The 13,833-nt window shown below is 59.8% G+C and carries 13 protein-coding genes; 7 read left to right on the top strand and 6 right to left on the bottom strand.

The window, feature by feature from the left end:
* The first annotated feature begins 16 nt into the window (after positions 1 to 16).
* On the top strand, positions 17 to 829 hold the full coding sequence (gene fabI / locus ACIOWE_RS05150) for an enoyl-ACP reductase FabI (protein ID WP_401388187.1): 813 nt from the start codon (positions 17 to 19) through the stop codon (positions 827 to 829).
* A gap of 198 nt (positions 830 to 1,027) precedes the next feature.
* Here fabI and ACIOWE_RS05145 read toward each other — a convergent pair whose 3' ends face one another.
* The 4 genes from ACIOWE_RS05145 to ACIOWE_RS05130 form a co-directional block, all read right to left on the bottom strand.
* Complete coding sequence (locus tag ACIOWE_RS05145) at positions 1,028 to 1,996, bottom strand: diguanylate cyclase domain-containing protein (protein ID WP_401388171.1); 969 nt, start codon at positions 1,994 to 1,996, stop codon at positions 1,028 to 1,030.
* 63 nt (positions 1,997 to 2,059) lie between these two features.
* Positions 2,060 to 2,638 (bottom strand): hypothetical protein, encoded by a 579-nt coding sequence (locus tag ACIOWE_RS05140; protein ID WP_401388168.1) that lies wholly within the window; start codon positions 2,636 to 2,638, stop codon positions 2,060 to 2,062.
* A gap of 1 nt (position 2,639) precedes the next feature.
* Positions 2,640 to 4,802, bottom strand: a complete 2,163-nt coding sequence (locus ACIOWE_RS05135; RefSeq protein ID WP_401388165.1) for a molybdopterin cofactor-binding domain-containing protein — start codon at positions 4,800 to 4,802, stop codon at positions 2,640 to 2,642.
* Between the two features lie 14 nt (positions 4,803 to 4,816).
* On the bottom strand, positions 4,817 to 5,272 hold the full coding sequence (locus tag ACIOWE_RS05130) for a (2Fe-2S)-binding protein (RefSeq protein WP_401388163.1): 456 nt from the start codon (positions 5,270 to 5,272) through the stop codon (positions 4,817 to 4,819).
* Positions 5,273 to 5,534: 262 nt separating this feature from the next.
* On the opposite strand from ACIOWE_RS05130, the gene ACIOWE_RS05125 reads away from it, so the two are divergent.
* Positions 5,535 to 6,365, top strand: a complete 831-nt coding sequence (locus ACIOWE_RS05125) for an alpha/beta fold hydrolase (RefSeq protein ID WP_401388160.1) — start codon at positions 5,535 to 5,537, stop codon at positions 6,363 to 6,365.
* Positions 6,366 to 6,546: 181 nt separating this feature from the next.
* Here ACIOWE_RS05125 and ACIOWE_RS05120 read toward each other — a convergent pair whose 3' ends face one another.
* Entirely contained in the window at positions 6,547 to 6,939 is a 393-nt protein-coding gene (locus tag ACIOWE_RS05120; RefSeq protein ID WP_401388157.1) for a GFA family protein, read from the bottom strand.
* Positions 6,940 to 7,181: 242 nt separating this feature from the next.
* Between ACIOWE_RS05120 and ACIOWE_RS05115 the strand changes: the two genes are divergently transcribed.
* Together ACIOWE_RS05115 and ACIOWE_RS05110 are read left to right on the top strand one after the other, a co-directional pair.
* A complete protein-coding gene (locus ACIOWE_RS05115) occupies positions 7,182 to 8,399 on the top strand; it encodes a PD-(D/E)XK nuclease family protein (RefSeq protein WP_401388154.1) in 1,218 nt (405 codons plus the stop codon).
* 93 nt (positions 8,400 to 8,492) lie between these two features.
* Positions 8,493 to 9,161, top strand: a complete 669-nt coding sequence (locus ACIOWE_RS05110) for a class I SAM-dependent methyltransferase (RefSeq protein WP_401388151.1) — start codon at positions 8,493 to 8,495, stop codon at positions 9,159 to 9,161.
* Between the two features lie 118 nt (positions 9,162 to 9,279).
* On the opposite strand, the gene ACIOWE_RS05105 is transcribed toward ACIOWE_RS05110, so the two are convergent.
* Positions 9,280 to 9,531: a transmembrane sensor/regulator PpyR gene (locus ACIOWE_RS05105; RefSeq protein ID WP_401388149.1), complete on the bottom strand. Its 252-nt coding sequence runs from the start codon at positions 9,529 to 9,531 to the stop codon at positions 9,280 to 9,282.
* 280 nt (positions 9,532 to 9,811) lie between these two features.
* Between ACIOWE_RS05105 and ACIOWE_RS05100 the strand changes: the two genes are divergently transcribed.
* The 3 genes from ACIOWE_RS05100 (at position 9,812) to ACIOWE_RS05090 (ending at position 13,830) form a co-directional block, all read left to right on the top strand.
* Positions 9,812 to 10,336 carry a sigma-70 family RNA polymerase sigma factor gene (locus ACIOWE_RS05100; RefSeq protein ID WP_401388147.1) on the top strand — a complete coding sequence of 175 codons (525 nt, stop codon included), beginning with the start codon at positions 9,812 to 9,814 and terminating at the stop codon, positions 10,334 to 10,336.
* Between the two features lie 4 nt (positions 10,337 to 10,340).
* Positions 10,341 to 11,303 (top strand): FecR domain-containing protein, encoded by a 963-nt coding sequence (locus ACIOWE_RS05095; RefSeq protein ID WP_401388144.1) that lies wholly within the window; start codon positions 10,341 to 10,343, stop codon positions 11,301 to 11,303.
* Positions 11,304 to 11,388: 85 nt separating this feature from the next.
* Positions 11,389 to 13,830 (top strand): TonB-dependent siderophore receptor, encoded by a 2,442-nt coding sequence (locus ACIOWE_RS05090; RefSeq protein WP_401388141.1) that lies wholly within the window; start codon positions 11,389 to 11,391, stop codon positions 13,828 to 13,830.
* Positions 13,831 to 13,833 lie beyond the last annotated feature (3 nt).

The following is a 13,833-nucleotide window of genomic DNA, read 5'->3' as shown; positions in this document are numbered from 1 at the left end:
GCCACTGCGCCAGCACCTGCAAGAGGAGCAACACCGCGCTTTTCTCGCCGGGAAGCGCGTACTGAGCCTCGGTGGCGCCAGCAAGCTGTCCATCGCATCCGGCATCGCTGCCGCCATGCATCGCGAGGGCGCTGAGCTTGCCTTCACTTATCAGAACGACAAACTGAAAGGTCGTGTTGAAGAATTCGCCCAAGGCTGGGGTTCGAGCCCTGAGCTGTGCTTCCCGTGCGACGTGGCCAGCGATGAAGAAATCGCCAAGGTCTTCGAAGCACTGAGCAAGAAGTGGGACGGCCTGGACTGCATCGTCCACTCCGTTGGCTTCGCCCCGGGCGACCAACTGGCCGGCGACTTCACCGAAGCCACCACCCGTGACGGTTTCCGCATCGCTCACGACATCAGCGCCTACAGCTTCGTGGCTCTGGCCAAAGCTGGCCGCGAAATGATGAAAGGCCGCAACGGCAGCCTGCTGACCCTGTCGTACCTGGGCGCCGAGCGCACCATGCCTAACTACAACGTCATGGGCATGGCCAAGGCTTCGCTGGAAGCTGGCGTACGTTACCTGGCCGGCTCCTTGGGCCCGGACGGCACCCGCGTCAACTGCGTATCGGCTGGCCCGATCCGCACCCTGGCAGCCTCGGGCATCAAGAACTTCCGCAAAATGCTGGCCGCCAACGAAGCGCAAACCCCGCTGCGTCGCAACGTCACCATCGACGAAGTCGGCAACGCCGGCGCCTTCCTGTGCTCCGACCTGGCGTCGGGCATCAGCGGCGAAATCATGTACGTCGACGGCGGCTTCAACACCACCGCAATGGGCAACATCGAAGAGTGATCTTCGCTTAGCCAATAAAAAACCCGCCTCTTCAGGCGGGTTTTTTATTGCCCACAATTGCTGTACCGCCCAAATAGGCTTGCTGTGGCCGCGCTGACGCCATCGCTGGCAAGCCAGCTCCCACAGGTTTTGCGGTGAGCGCGGTATTTGAATACGCCAGAGAACCTTGTGGGAGCTGGCTTGCCAGCGATGAGGCCATTACTGACAGCGCTTCAATTGCTGCTTGTGCGCATACATCGCGCCATCCGCATCCGCCAGCAAGCGGTCGACGCTTTCGTGGCGTTTGGCGTCGTACTCGATCTGACCCACGCTGAAGCGAATCGCATACCCGCGATGCAGCGTGGCGTTGCGCTCTTCGAGGATTTCCTTGAGTCGCGCCATGATCGCGTTAGTTTCGATATGGCTGGAGCCGGTCAGCAGCGCGACAAACTCATCACCGCCCAGGCGTCCGACCACATCGCTCTCGCGAAAGGCGATGCGCAACACGTCGGCGAAGGTTTTCAGCGCACTGTCACCCTCGGCATGGCCGTAGAGGTCGTTGATCTGCTTGAAATCATTCAAGTCAAAAAACAGCAGCGTCGCCGGTTTCTCCAGCCGTGCACAGGTGTCGAGCGCGTGCTGGGCCAGTTGTTTGAAGCCGCGACGGTTGGACAGCAACGTCAGCTCGTCCATGCTCGCCATCTGCACGGCCGTCAGTTCCTGCTCGGCCATCTGCGCCAGATCACGCAACAGCGCACGCTCCTCTTCATCGAGGTCGCGGGGCTTGGTGTCGATCAGGCACAACGTGCCCATCTTGTTGCCATTGGGCACGGTCAGCGGATAACCGGCGTAGAAGCGAATGTTCGGTGCGCCCGTCACCAACGGGTTGTCATGAAAGCGCTCGTCCTCGCGAGCATCGCGCACCAGCAGCACGTCGTCATTGAGAATTGCGTGACCACAGAAGGACACGTCTCGCGGGGTTTCGCTGGCGTCCAGCCCAACACACGACTTGAACCACTGTCGATCCTTGTCGACCAGCGTCACCAACGCGATTGGCACATTGAACAGGCGCCTGGCCAGACGCGTCAGTCGGTCGAAGCGCTCTTCAGGCGCTGAATCGAGTAGATCAAGGCCATGCAGCACTTGAATTCGCGCCGCTTCATTGGCGGGTTTTCCTGGCACCAGCATTCGCACACTCCATTGTCAGCAATGAGCTTTAGCGTAGACCCGATTTGGCGATGCTTCATATTCTCAACCGCCAGCCACCGGGCACGGCCCACCGGCATCGGCCCAGAGTTTGAATTGCCCGACAAAAATGTCGTGCGGCACCGGCACCGGCGCACGCCCTGCCCCGGGGTTCCAGCCCCAGAGCACCAGTTTGTCCTCGTTGACGTGTTTGAGCAGCGCGGCAAAATCGCGGTCACCGTTGCTCGAACGATCCTTGATCATCGCGCAGAGCTTGTCCGGCGGCAGGCCGATCCAGGCCATTTTGTGCGCGGCGGGCGGCAGGCTCCAGTGCGGCGCCCCCGGTGGCGAATGGGGGCCGTAACTGGCGGGCGGGTTGCTTTCGGCGTGACAAGTCGCACAAGGCAAACCGGCGGCGCCCTTGCCATCCATGCCGCGCACCACGTTCATCGCGTGAGGGATGCCGGCGTCAAACTGCAGCGGCGAATCCCCGGGGATGTGGCAGTTCTGGCAACGCGGGCTCTGGAAGACCTTTTGAATCGTGCCGAAAGCCTTCAAGGCTTCCTGATCATCGGCAAACAGGTCCGAGGCATAGCCGCCCAACCCCAGCAAAACCACCGCGCCCAACAACAGATGTCGTTTCATCTCACACCCCCGACAGTTGCAGCGGCAATTCACGCAGGCGTTGCCCGGTCAGGGCGAACACCGCATTGGCCACCGCGGGAGCCGTCGGCGGCACGCCGGCCTCGCCGATGCCGCCGGGTTTGTCGCTGCTGGGGACGATGTGCACCTCGACCACGGGCATCTCGTTGAGCCGCAGCACCTGATAATCGTGATAGTTGGACTGCTTGACCATGCCGTCCTTGAGCGTGAGTTTGCTGTGCAGCGCCATGCCCAAGCCAAAGGTGATGCACGATTCCATCTGCGCGGCGATGCTTTGCGGATTGACCGCGATCCCGCAATCCACGGCGCACACCACGCGATGTACACGGATCGCTAGATTGTCTTGGGACACCTCCGCGACCTGCGCGACATAACTGCCGAACGACTCATGCACTGCCACGCCGAGCGCATGTCCGTCCGGCAATGGCGCTTTCCAGTTGGCCTTTTCCACCGCCAGATTCAGTACACCCAAATGTCGCGGATGCTCCTTGAGTAATGTGCGTCGGTATTCGACCGGGTCCTTGCCCGCCGCCGTGGCCATTTCATCGATCAGCGACTCCATGACGAATGCCGTGTGGCTGTGCCCCACCGAACGCAGCCACAGCACATTGATCCCGGTCTGTGGTGAATGCAGGTCGACCTGATGGTTCGCCATACCTTTGATATACGGGCTATCGGCAACACCTTCGACCGACGTCGGATCGATGCCGTTCTTGACCATGGTCGCTTCCATCAGCGTGCCGGTCATGATCGACTGGCCGACCAGCACATGCTGCCAACTCAGCGGCATGCCGTCGGCACCCAGGCCGATGCGCGCCTGATGCAGGAACATCGAGCGGTAATAACCGCCGCGAATATCGTCCTCGCGGGACCACACGGTTTTCACCGGCAGGCCCGCCGCTTTCGCCACTTGCACCGCTTCGGCGACAAAGTCCGAGGTCGGGTTGGCGCGCCGGCCGAAGCCGCCGCCGAGGAACTCGGTGTGAATCTCCACCTGCTCAGGTTTGAGCCCGGTGATCTTGCCGGCGACCATCTGATCCAGCGTCTGAAATTGCGTCCCCGTCCAGATCTCACATTTCTCGGCGCCGATTTTCACCGTGCAATTGAGTGGTTCCATCGGTGCATGCGCCAGAAACGGCACGCTGTACTCGACGTCGATCTTCTTCGCGGCTTTGCTGAAACTGCCCTTGGCATCGCCGGCCTGACTGGCCGATGTACCTTGCGTGGTGGCTAACTTGCGAAAGCTTTCCAGCAATTTTTCACTGCTCAGATCCGCATTCGGCCCCAGGTCCCAATCGACTTTCAGCGCATCGCGACCGAGTTTCGCGGCCCAATAGTGATCGGCAATCACCGCCACACCGGTCGGCACCTGCAGCACTTTGTGCACCCCAGGCACCGCCAGCGCTTCAGCGCCTTCGAAAGATTTGACCGTCGCCCCGAACACTGGCGCACGGGCGACCATGGCCGTCATCAAACCGTCGAACTGCACGTCCATGCCGAACCTGGCGCGGCCGGTGATTTTTTCCGGGGTGTCGAGGCGCCTGGTCGGTTTGCCGATGACTTTCCAGTCCTTGGCTTCCTTGAACGTAATGGATTTCGGATCCGGAACCGGCAGTTGCCCGGCGGCGTCCGCCAGTTCGCCGTAGGTCGCCCGTTTATCACCAGCAATCACCACCCCCGATTCGGTGCGAATCGTCGAAGGCGCCACGTCAAAACGTTTGGCCGCCGCCTCCACCAGCATCTGCCGCGCCGTTGCACCCGCCAGTCGATAGCGGTCGAACTCCATCCAGGTCGACGTCGAGCCACCGGTAATCTGCATGCCGCCAAAACCGGGCATGCCGTAATCGGCCGCCGACGCCGGGGAATGTTCAACGCGGATTGTCGACCAGTCGGCGTCCAGTTCTTCGGCGATCAGCATGGTCAGGCCGGTCCAGATGCCCTGCCCCATTTCCGAATGGCCGAGCAGCACGGTGACGCTGTTGTCTGCGGCAATCCGCAGGAAGGCATTCGGCGCAAAAACCTTGCCTTCATTCTCTGCGGCAAAGGCAAACCGATGAGCGCCGGGCACGACAAACGCCACCACCAGACCGCCGCCCAATACGGCGCTGCCCTTGAGAAAACCCCGACGCGATACGGGACTGTTCATCGTCTATCCCCCCATCAACCAATTTCGGACGCACGTTTCACCGCTGCGCGAATTCTTGGATAAGTGCCGCAGCGGCAGATATTGCCGGAGAGCGCCTGATCGATATCGCTGTCAGTGGGTTTGGGGATTTTCGCCAACAACGCGGCGGCCGACATGATCTGCCCCGACTGGCAGTAACCGCACTGCACCACGTCGAGTTCCGCCCAGGCTCGTTGCACCGGGTGCGAGCCGTCCGTCGACAAGCCTTCGATGGTGAGGATTTTCTGCCCGTGGGCGACGGCGGTGGCCGGGGTGATACAGGCACGCAACGGTGCCCCGTCGACATGCACGGTGCAGGCGCCGCACTGGGCCATGCCACAACCGAATTTGGTACCGGTCAGGTGCGCGACATCGCGCAGGACCCAGAGCAACGGCATGTCCGCGGGGACATCGAGCTCCTGATCCTTGCCATTGATATTCAAGGTCAGCATCGGGGGATTTCCTCAGACTCACGGTGTTCTGAAGGGGCGTCGCTGCGGCCATAACAGCCTGCGCGCGCCTCGGCTTATCCCTTTCAGCTAAGCGTAATTTGCGCGACAGGTCAGACGTTGCGACCACCGGTCATGCATAGGCTGACTTTAATCCTACAGTTGATAGCGGCTCGCACTGAGCCTGCGCACAACACTCATCACCAGCGAAACCGGTCCGCGCTTACCGTGCGGGTATCCATCACATTGGTCTGGAGTAGCGAACATGGGATTTGTCACCACCCAAGACGGCGTCGACATCTTTTACAAAGACTGGGGGCCGAAAGACGCCCCGGTGATTCATTTTCACCACGGCTGGCCGCTGAGCTCCGACGACTGGGACGCGCAGATGCTGTTCTTTCTGGCGCAGGGCTTTCGGGTGATCGCCCATGATCGCCGTGGGCATGGGCGCTCGAGTCAGGTCTGGGACGGGCATGACATGGATCACTACGCCGATGATGCCCTGGCGGTGGTCAAACATCTGGGCTTGAAGAACGTGGTGCATGTCGGACACTCCACCGGTGGCGGCGAAGTCATCCATTACATCGCCCGGCATGGCCAGGACAACGTTGCCAAAGGCGTGCTGATCAGCGCCGTGCCACCGCTGATGGTGAAAACCGAGAGCAATCCGGGTGGTTTGCCAAAATCAGTGTTCGATGATTTTCAGGCACAGCTTGCGGCGAATCGTGCGCAGTTTTACCGGGATATTCCGACCGGGCCTTTTTATGGCTACAACCGGCCGGGCGCCACACCTTCGGAAGGGATCATTTCCAACTGGTGGCGTCAGGGCATGATTGGCGGGGCGAAGGCGCATTACGATGGGATCGTGGCGTTCTCGCAGACGGATTTCACCGAGGATTTGAAGAAGGTCACCGTGCCGGTGTTGGTGATGCATGGCGAGGATGACCAGATTGTGCCGTACGCGAACTCCGGGCCTTTGTCGGCGAAACTGCTGCCAAATGGCACACTGAAGTCGTACCCGGGGTTTCCGCACGGGATGCCGACGACGGAGGCTGAAACAATCAACGCTGACTTGCTGGCCTTTATTCGCGGCTGACATCCCGGTAGCCATGCATCCCCCTGTAGGAGTGAGCCTGCTCGCGATAGCGGTGTGTCTGTCACCAAAGACTCAGGCTGTGCCGACGCCATCGCGAGCAGGCTCACTCCTACAGGATTTTGTGTTAATCCACCCATTGCGAGCCCCCCACCAAGGCGGACTGCAACCGGCTTCATTCCCACTAATCCTCGCTATGCCCTGTGCTTTCACGATCACGCTCATAGTGGTGAGCCAGAGGAAGCGCCGGCAGCCATGACTCGCGGCGGATGGTCCAGAGTTCGTAACTGGGTTTGAACTGATTGGGTTGATCGAGTGATCCGACGTTCACTTCGACTTCATCCGCCGAACGCGTGAACACCGGTGAGCCGCAGCGCGGGCAGAAAAACCGCCCGTTGTAGTCGCGAGTTTCGCCAGTGATCGTCACTGCGTTTTCGGGAAAAATCGCCGAGGCGTGAAACAGTGCTCCATGGCGTTTGCGGCAGTCGAGACAATGGCATATCCCGACGCGATAGGGCTGGCCTGAGATTTCGAAACGGACGTCGCCGCACAGGCAACCGCCGGTGACTGGGATCATGGGTGCCTCTCTTGTATGTCTGCTTCAGATGGCCGCGATAAACAATCAACAGATGCTTGGGCTCTGCGTCTGCCGCTACGATTCTATTGGCTGACCGACAGTTTTGACGCTACCTGACGATACAATCTAGTTGCTGCTGGAATGCTTTCCAGATGGAGGCGCCAACAGTTGAAAAGACTGCTCATGCAAAGTCATTGATTAAAGCTCGAGCCGAAGCTCATAGAACAGTGCGAGAAATCGAAATGGATATCACCGCCGTTGAGAATCTACTCAACGAGTTTCAACTGTGGCATGACTTGGATCAGCAAGCGAAACACCGCTATCAGGCACAACTCGCGCCTGACTTTCGTCTCTTGGAGTTTCTGCGAAACGATGAAAATGCCCTTTCCACGTATCTGAGCTTATTGCTCGACCCTAAAGGTGCGCACGGGCAAAGCGACCTGTACCTCAGAAAATTCCTGAATCTGTTCGAAAATCAACAGTTTCTCCCCAAGGCAGCGGAGTATAAAAGCGGCCACACTGAATTCCGGTTGCCAAGTGGTCGCCGCATAGACATGTACTTGCGGTTCGATTCTGGCGGCTTCGCTATAGAGAACAAACCATGGGCAACCGACCAAGACGAACAATTGCTCGATTATGCGACCTATCTCGATAGACAACATGCCAACTGGTTGTTGATCTACTTAAGCAATGGCGATATTTCCGAGAGAAGCCTACCCAAAAATACTCCGACAACACTCTCCTCACGGATCGTAGCTTTCGATTTTTTCCGCCTCAAGGATTGGCTGGAAGATTGCGCTCGCCATACACGGGCGGGCTCGGTCCGGCTGTTTATCGAGGCACTCGCCCAGTTCGTGGATCAACACATCAACGGAGAACTCCACTTGGACAACCCCCAGGAACTTACGCGGCTCATGCTCCGCAACGAGAAAAACCTCAAGGCTGCGTTCCAGATCTCACAGCATCTTCGGGAAGCCAAGCGCGAAATGTGGCGAGATTTTCTGGCCTATCTGGAGATTGAACTCACCGAATTAAACGTTAAGTTGTTCTGGGATAACGCTCTGCTCGACGGATCGCCGCAGGGATGCTTCAGCATTCGTTTTGATCCGACGCACGTGTTCGGCATGGGCTGGGCGTTTGACAAGGGCAATCATGGCAAGCTGTATTTCGGAATATGTAGATGGGATGAAGGCGAGAATGCCGACTTGGACATCCAGCGCTTAGCTGAGCATATGAATGCACTCTGCGCACCTTCCGGTAGCAATACAAAATGGTGGCCATGGTGGACGTTCGATGCCCGGGCCTATTCTTCGGTCCCGATAGCCTCTGACTGGGCTGCTGATCCAAATGCCTGGCTGATGCTGAATGATCGAGGGGAGACTGGTTTCGCCTGGCAAGTCATCGAGATGGTCAAACGCATGCAACGCGAGTTCGACATGTCATTGCTCGTTCCTAGGTAGGCTCAACTCAGACCCAAAGGGCGGTGCATCCTGCATGGCGATCTTCAATTCGGCGTCCATACTGATTTTCTGCGCACTACATCGGATAACGACATGCCCTCTCCCGAATCGACCCTTTTGCAGAGCTGGCACGACAACGCCCACGCCTGGATCGAAGTGATCCGCAGCGGCGCGATTGAAAGCCGTCAGCAGGTCACCGATCAGGCGATTCTGTTGGCGATCATGGGCCGGCAACCCGCGCGCGTGCTTGACCTTGGTTGTGGCGAAGGCTGGTTGTTGCGGGCGTTGGCGGATCGGGGCATCGACGCGACAGGCGTGGATGGCGATGCGACGTTGGTGGAAGCGGCGCGGGTAGACGAGACCTCGACGGCGCATGTCGCCAGTTATGAAGCGCTGGTCGAAGCGAAGGTCGACATCGGCCGCGACTACGACCTGATCTGCGCCAATTTCTCGCTGCTGCATCAGGACATCATCCCGTTGCTCGCCGCAATGAATGCGCTGCTGGTGCCCGGTGGCTCGCTGGTGATTCAGACGCTGCATCCTTGGGCTGTCGCGGCAGGCGATTATCAGGATGGCTGGCGCGAAGAAACCTTCGCGGGATTAAAAGGCCAGTGGCAGCCGATGCCGTGGTATTTCCGCACTTTGTCGAGCTGGCTGAATGCGCTCGATATGGCTGGCTATCAATTGGTTGGCTTACAAGAGCCACAGCACCCGCAAAGTCCGGTGCCACAGTCGTTGCTGCTGACCGCTGAACGCCGCTGAGCTTCCAGAATTTTCACCATCCATTGTAGGAGTGAGCCTGCTCGCGAAAGCGGTGTGTCAGGCAATAAAAATGTCGACCGTGCTGACGCCATCGCGAGCAGGCTCACTCCTACAGGAATTACGCGGTCTGCGGGATCATCTGCGTGTCATGGATGCGGTACTGCGCGAGCAGGCGCATGACGTAGCCGATCTTGATCAGGGTCGGGCCGAGGATGGTCAGCGAATGCATCGCCACCAGCAGCGCAATCGGCATGTTGCCTGGGTAGAGATAAGCGCCGTAGATACCCGCCAGCAAGATCACCAGGCCGGCGACGAGCACTTTGCTCGACAGGTGCAGAACGTTCAGCGGACTTTCGAAGAAGGTGAACATGGCGTGGTACTCCTGAGTGGGTAACTAAGCCAATTCAATTCTCATGCCAGATTTTCACCCCCGTAAAATCAAATACTTGCGAATCAAGGAGTCAATTTGACCTGGATCAATGGAAGTCATTTTGACTCCCACATTTGTCAATAAGACTACAGATCTCAACACCCGCAATTGCAATCGCCCAAAAGCAAACCAATATCATTTGCACACTATCCGTCCTTTTGCTTTAATCGCGACCCATTCTTATTTAGACCCGTAACGGTCGCTCTGGACGCTTGCTCTGATGACGGTCGCCGACGCCTCTCTCGTGCAGAATCTCTATCTCAGCCATCACCGCTGGTTGCACGAGCTATTGCGTCGACGTCTGAGCAACGCGATGGATGCTGCGGATCTCGCGCACGACACCTTCATCCGCGTGCTCAAGCGCCCGCAAGCGTTCAATGGCGAAGTCCACGAACGCTCTTATCTGGCGACCATCGCCCGGGGCCTGTGCGTCGATCACTGGCGGCGTCGGCAACTGGAACAGACCTGGCTGGAAACCCTCGCCAGCCGCCCAGCAGACTTGCAGCCGTCGCCGGAGCAACAGGCGATCATCGTCGAAACCCTGCACGAAGTGGACGCCATGTTGCAGCGCCTGCCGCAGCGGGTCAGCGACGCCTTCATCCTCGCGCAATTGCATGACATGCCCTACAAACTGATCGCCGAACAGCTCGGGGTCAGCGAACGAATGATCAAGAGATACCTGGCTCAGGCAATGATGCATTGCGCGATTCTCGAAGCCGAACTCGATGGCTTGCTGATTGAGTAGCCCGATGAACAAACTCAGCCACGCCAGCCTTGAACAGGCCGCGCACTGGTACGTGCAATTGCATGACGATCACGTCGCCGAGCACGAACGCCTGGGCTGGCAGGCGTGGATGGCGCAAAGCCCTGAGCACCAAGCGGCCTGGCGTTATGTCGAACGCGTCGGCCAGCGCTTTGCGCCGTTGCAGGGTGATAACGAAATCCACGCCGTCAGCCACACATTGCGCAACAGCACACGCAACTCGATCAGCCGTCGACAGTCGCTCAAAGGCCTGTTGATTCTGGCGGCCACCGGGCTGACCGGTTGGGCCGCGTGGCGCAGTACGCCGCTGGTCGAACGCCTCAGCGCGGACCTGTCGACCGGCACCGGAGAAACCCGCGAGGCCACCCTGAGCGACGGCAGCCGCATCTGGCTGAACGCCCTGAGCGCCGTGAACGTGCGTTTTGACACCACGCAACGTCTGCTGCAATTGCATGCCGGTGAAGTACTGATCGACACCGCCAAGGAAGTGGGCCGCGCTTTTCTGGTCGATACCGAACACGGCCGGATGCGCGCACTGGGCACGCGGTTCAGCGTGCGCCAAAACGAGCGCAACACCTTGCTCAATGTCTATCAAGGCGCGGTCGAAGTGCGTAATCAGCAAGGCGAGAGCCAAGTGGTGCAGGCCGGTCAACAACTGGCCTTCAGCATCGGGCGCCTGGGCAAAACAGCGGCGGCCAGCCCGTCCCGCGAGGCCTGGCGTCAGGGCCTGTTGCTGGCAGACAACCTGCCGCTGGGCGAGCTGATTGAAGAGTTGAGCCGTTATCGCCCGGGACATCTGCATTGCGATCCGGCCGTGGCAAGTCTGCCGGTGATGGGCTCGTTCCCGCTAAAGGACACCGATCAAGCCCTGCGTCTGCTCGAAGCGGCGCTGCCGATCCGCATCGATAAAACCTTCAACTGGTGGGTCAGCGTCGGGCCGAGCGTGTGATTCTTTCGACGCACAGTTCCCTTTTCGCCGGTTCGTTCGGTTAACCCTCAGCAGCCCCTCTTTCGTTGATCGCCACGGGAACTTCATGTTGCGCGCCACCCTCGCCCGCCGCCGTTTCGCCCTGGCTTTGGCATGTGCCGTGCCGGGGGCGTGCGTGTCGATTGCGCTGGCGGCGCCCACGGTCGATCAAGCGCCAAGGCATCACTATTCCATCGCTGCCGGCCCACTGGTCACGGTGCTCAATCGCTTTGCCGAACAGAGCGGCGTGTTCCTCGCCGGCCATAACGACCTCGCCGCCGACAAGCGCAGCCACGGCCTGAATGGCGATTACAGTGTCCGCGAAGCCCTGCAAATCCTCCTCAATGGCAGCGGGCTGCAAGCGCAGCAGCAAAACGGCGGCGGTTTTGTCTTGCGTATCAGCGATGCCACAAGCCCCTTGCAGCTGGACGCCACGACGATTTCCGGCAAGCCGCTCGGCGCCATCACCGAAGACAGCCATGCCTACACCACCGGCCAATCGTCATCGGCCACCGGCCTGCCGCTATCCCTGCGCGAAACCCCGCAATCGGTAACGGTGATCACCCGCCAGCTACTCGACGACCAGGGCGCCACCGCGATTGCCGACGTCCTGCGCCGCGCACCGGGCATCAGCGTGCAGAACTACGACAGTGAGCGCTGGGAGTTTTCCAGCCGGGGCGCGCCGATCAGCAACTTCCAGTACGACGGGGTCAATACCGACTACGATGGGGTCTACGATTACGGCACCACCAGCACCGACATGGCGACCTTCGACCGCGTCGAAATCATCAAGGGCGCCACCGGCCTGATGACCGGTTCGGGCGATCCGTCGGCCACGGTCAATCTGATCCGTAAACGCCCGACGCCAGTTTTCAAGGCAGCGCTGAGTGGCAGCGTCGGTTCGTGGGACAACGTTCGCAGCGAAGCCGATATTGCCGGCCCGCTGACCGCCAGCGGCAACGTGCGCGCACGCTTTGTCGGCGTCCATCAGGAGCGCAGCGCGCACGCCGACCACTATCAAAACACCAAGGACATCGCCTATGGCATCGTCGAAGCTGACCTGACTCCGGAGACGCTGTTGACCCTCGGTTTTGATCAGCAGAACACCCGCTCTCGCGGCGCGAGCTGGACCGGTTTCCCGATGTTTTTCAGCGATGGCTCACGGACGAATTTCTCCCGTTCGTTCAACCCAGCCACCGACTGGAGCCGCCGCGATTTCACCAATCAGACGCTGTTCGCTGCCCTCACCCGCCAACTGCAAAACGACTGGACGCTGAAACTCAGATACGACCGTAAACACCGCGAGCACGACACCCTTCTCGGCTCGGCCAGTGGCGGTAATCCGGACCCGGCAACCGGCGACGGCATGTTTCTGTACATGGGCAAGTTCAAGGGCGATGAGGTGCAGGACAACGTCGATATCAACCTCGGCGGGCCGTTCAGCCTGTTCGGTCGCGAGCATCAGTTGCTCGTTGGTTTCATGTCGATGAACACCCGGCAGGACAACCCGGTCTACGGCTCGGTCTACCCGCCGCTGAACGGCAGTATTTTCGACTGGCGTGGCGAGTACCCCAAACCCGACATCCCGCAGATTGGCACGGACGCCATCGTCCAGCGCCAGACCGGCGCGTACTTTTCGACGCGCCTGAAAGCTACCGACGATCTGGCACTGATCCTCGGCGGGCGGATCAGTGATTTCACCGCCAGCGACCACCTCGACTACCGCGATCCGGCCACAGCGGATGTCCGCGACGGCTACCGCCAGACCGGCGTGTTCACGCCCTACGCGGGCATGGTCTATGACCTCGATGACACGTACTCGCTGTACACCAGTTACACGCGCATCTATCAACCGCAGCTCAGCAAAGACGCCTCGCGCCAGGTACTTGATCCGGTGCAAGGCAACAGCTACGAAGCCGGCATCAAGGCCGAGTATTTCGACGGTCGGCTCAATGCCGGTTTCGCCGTGTTTCGCATCGAGCAAGACAACGTCGCCGAACAGGTCAGCGGCTTCGAAAACGAGGCCGTTTACCGTGCCGTGCAAGGCGCGACCACCAAAGGCTTCGAATTCGAACTGGCCGGCGAACTCGCCGACGGCTGGAATCTCTCCGCCGGCTACGCCTATAACCACACCCGCGATGCCCACGGCGACCCGGTGTACGCCTCGATCCTGCAAACCACCGCGCCAGAGCAATTGGTCCGGCTATTCAGCAGCTATCGACTGCCCGGTGCCTGGCAGAACCTGACGCTGGGCGGCGGCGTCAGTTGGCAGAAAGAGTTTTTCGGCAACGTGTTCGAACCCAACGCTGGCGAGAACGTGCGCATCACTCAGGACAGTTACTACCTGGTCGACGCGATGGCCCGCTATCGCTTCAACGACCACCTGAGCACCACGCTCAACATCAAGAACCTGTTCGACAAAACCTACTACACCGGCCTCGGCAACTTCGGCACCGGGTTCTACGGCGAACCGCGCAGCCTGCAACTGACCACGCGCTGGGATTTCTGAGCC

The organism is Pseudomonas sp. NPDC087598 (assembly GCF_044743525.1).
In the GTDB taxonomy this organism is placed as follows: domain Bacteria; phylum Pseudomonadota; class Gammaproteobacteria; order Pseudomonadales; family Pseudomonadaceae; genus Aquipseudomonas.
Note: the sequence above shows the minus strand (reverse complement) of the source record. Positions and strands in the feature narration are given on the sequence as shown.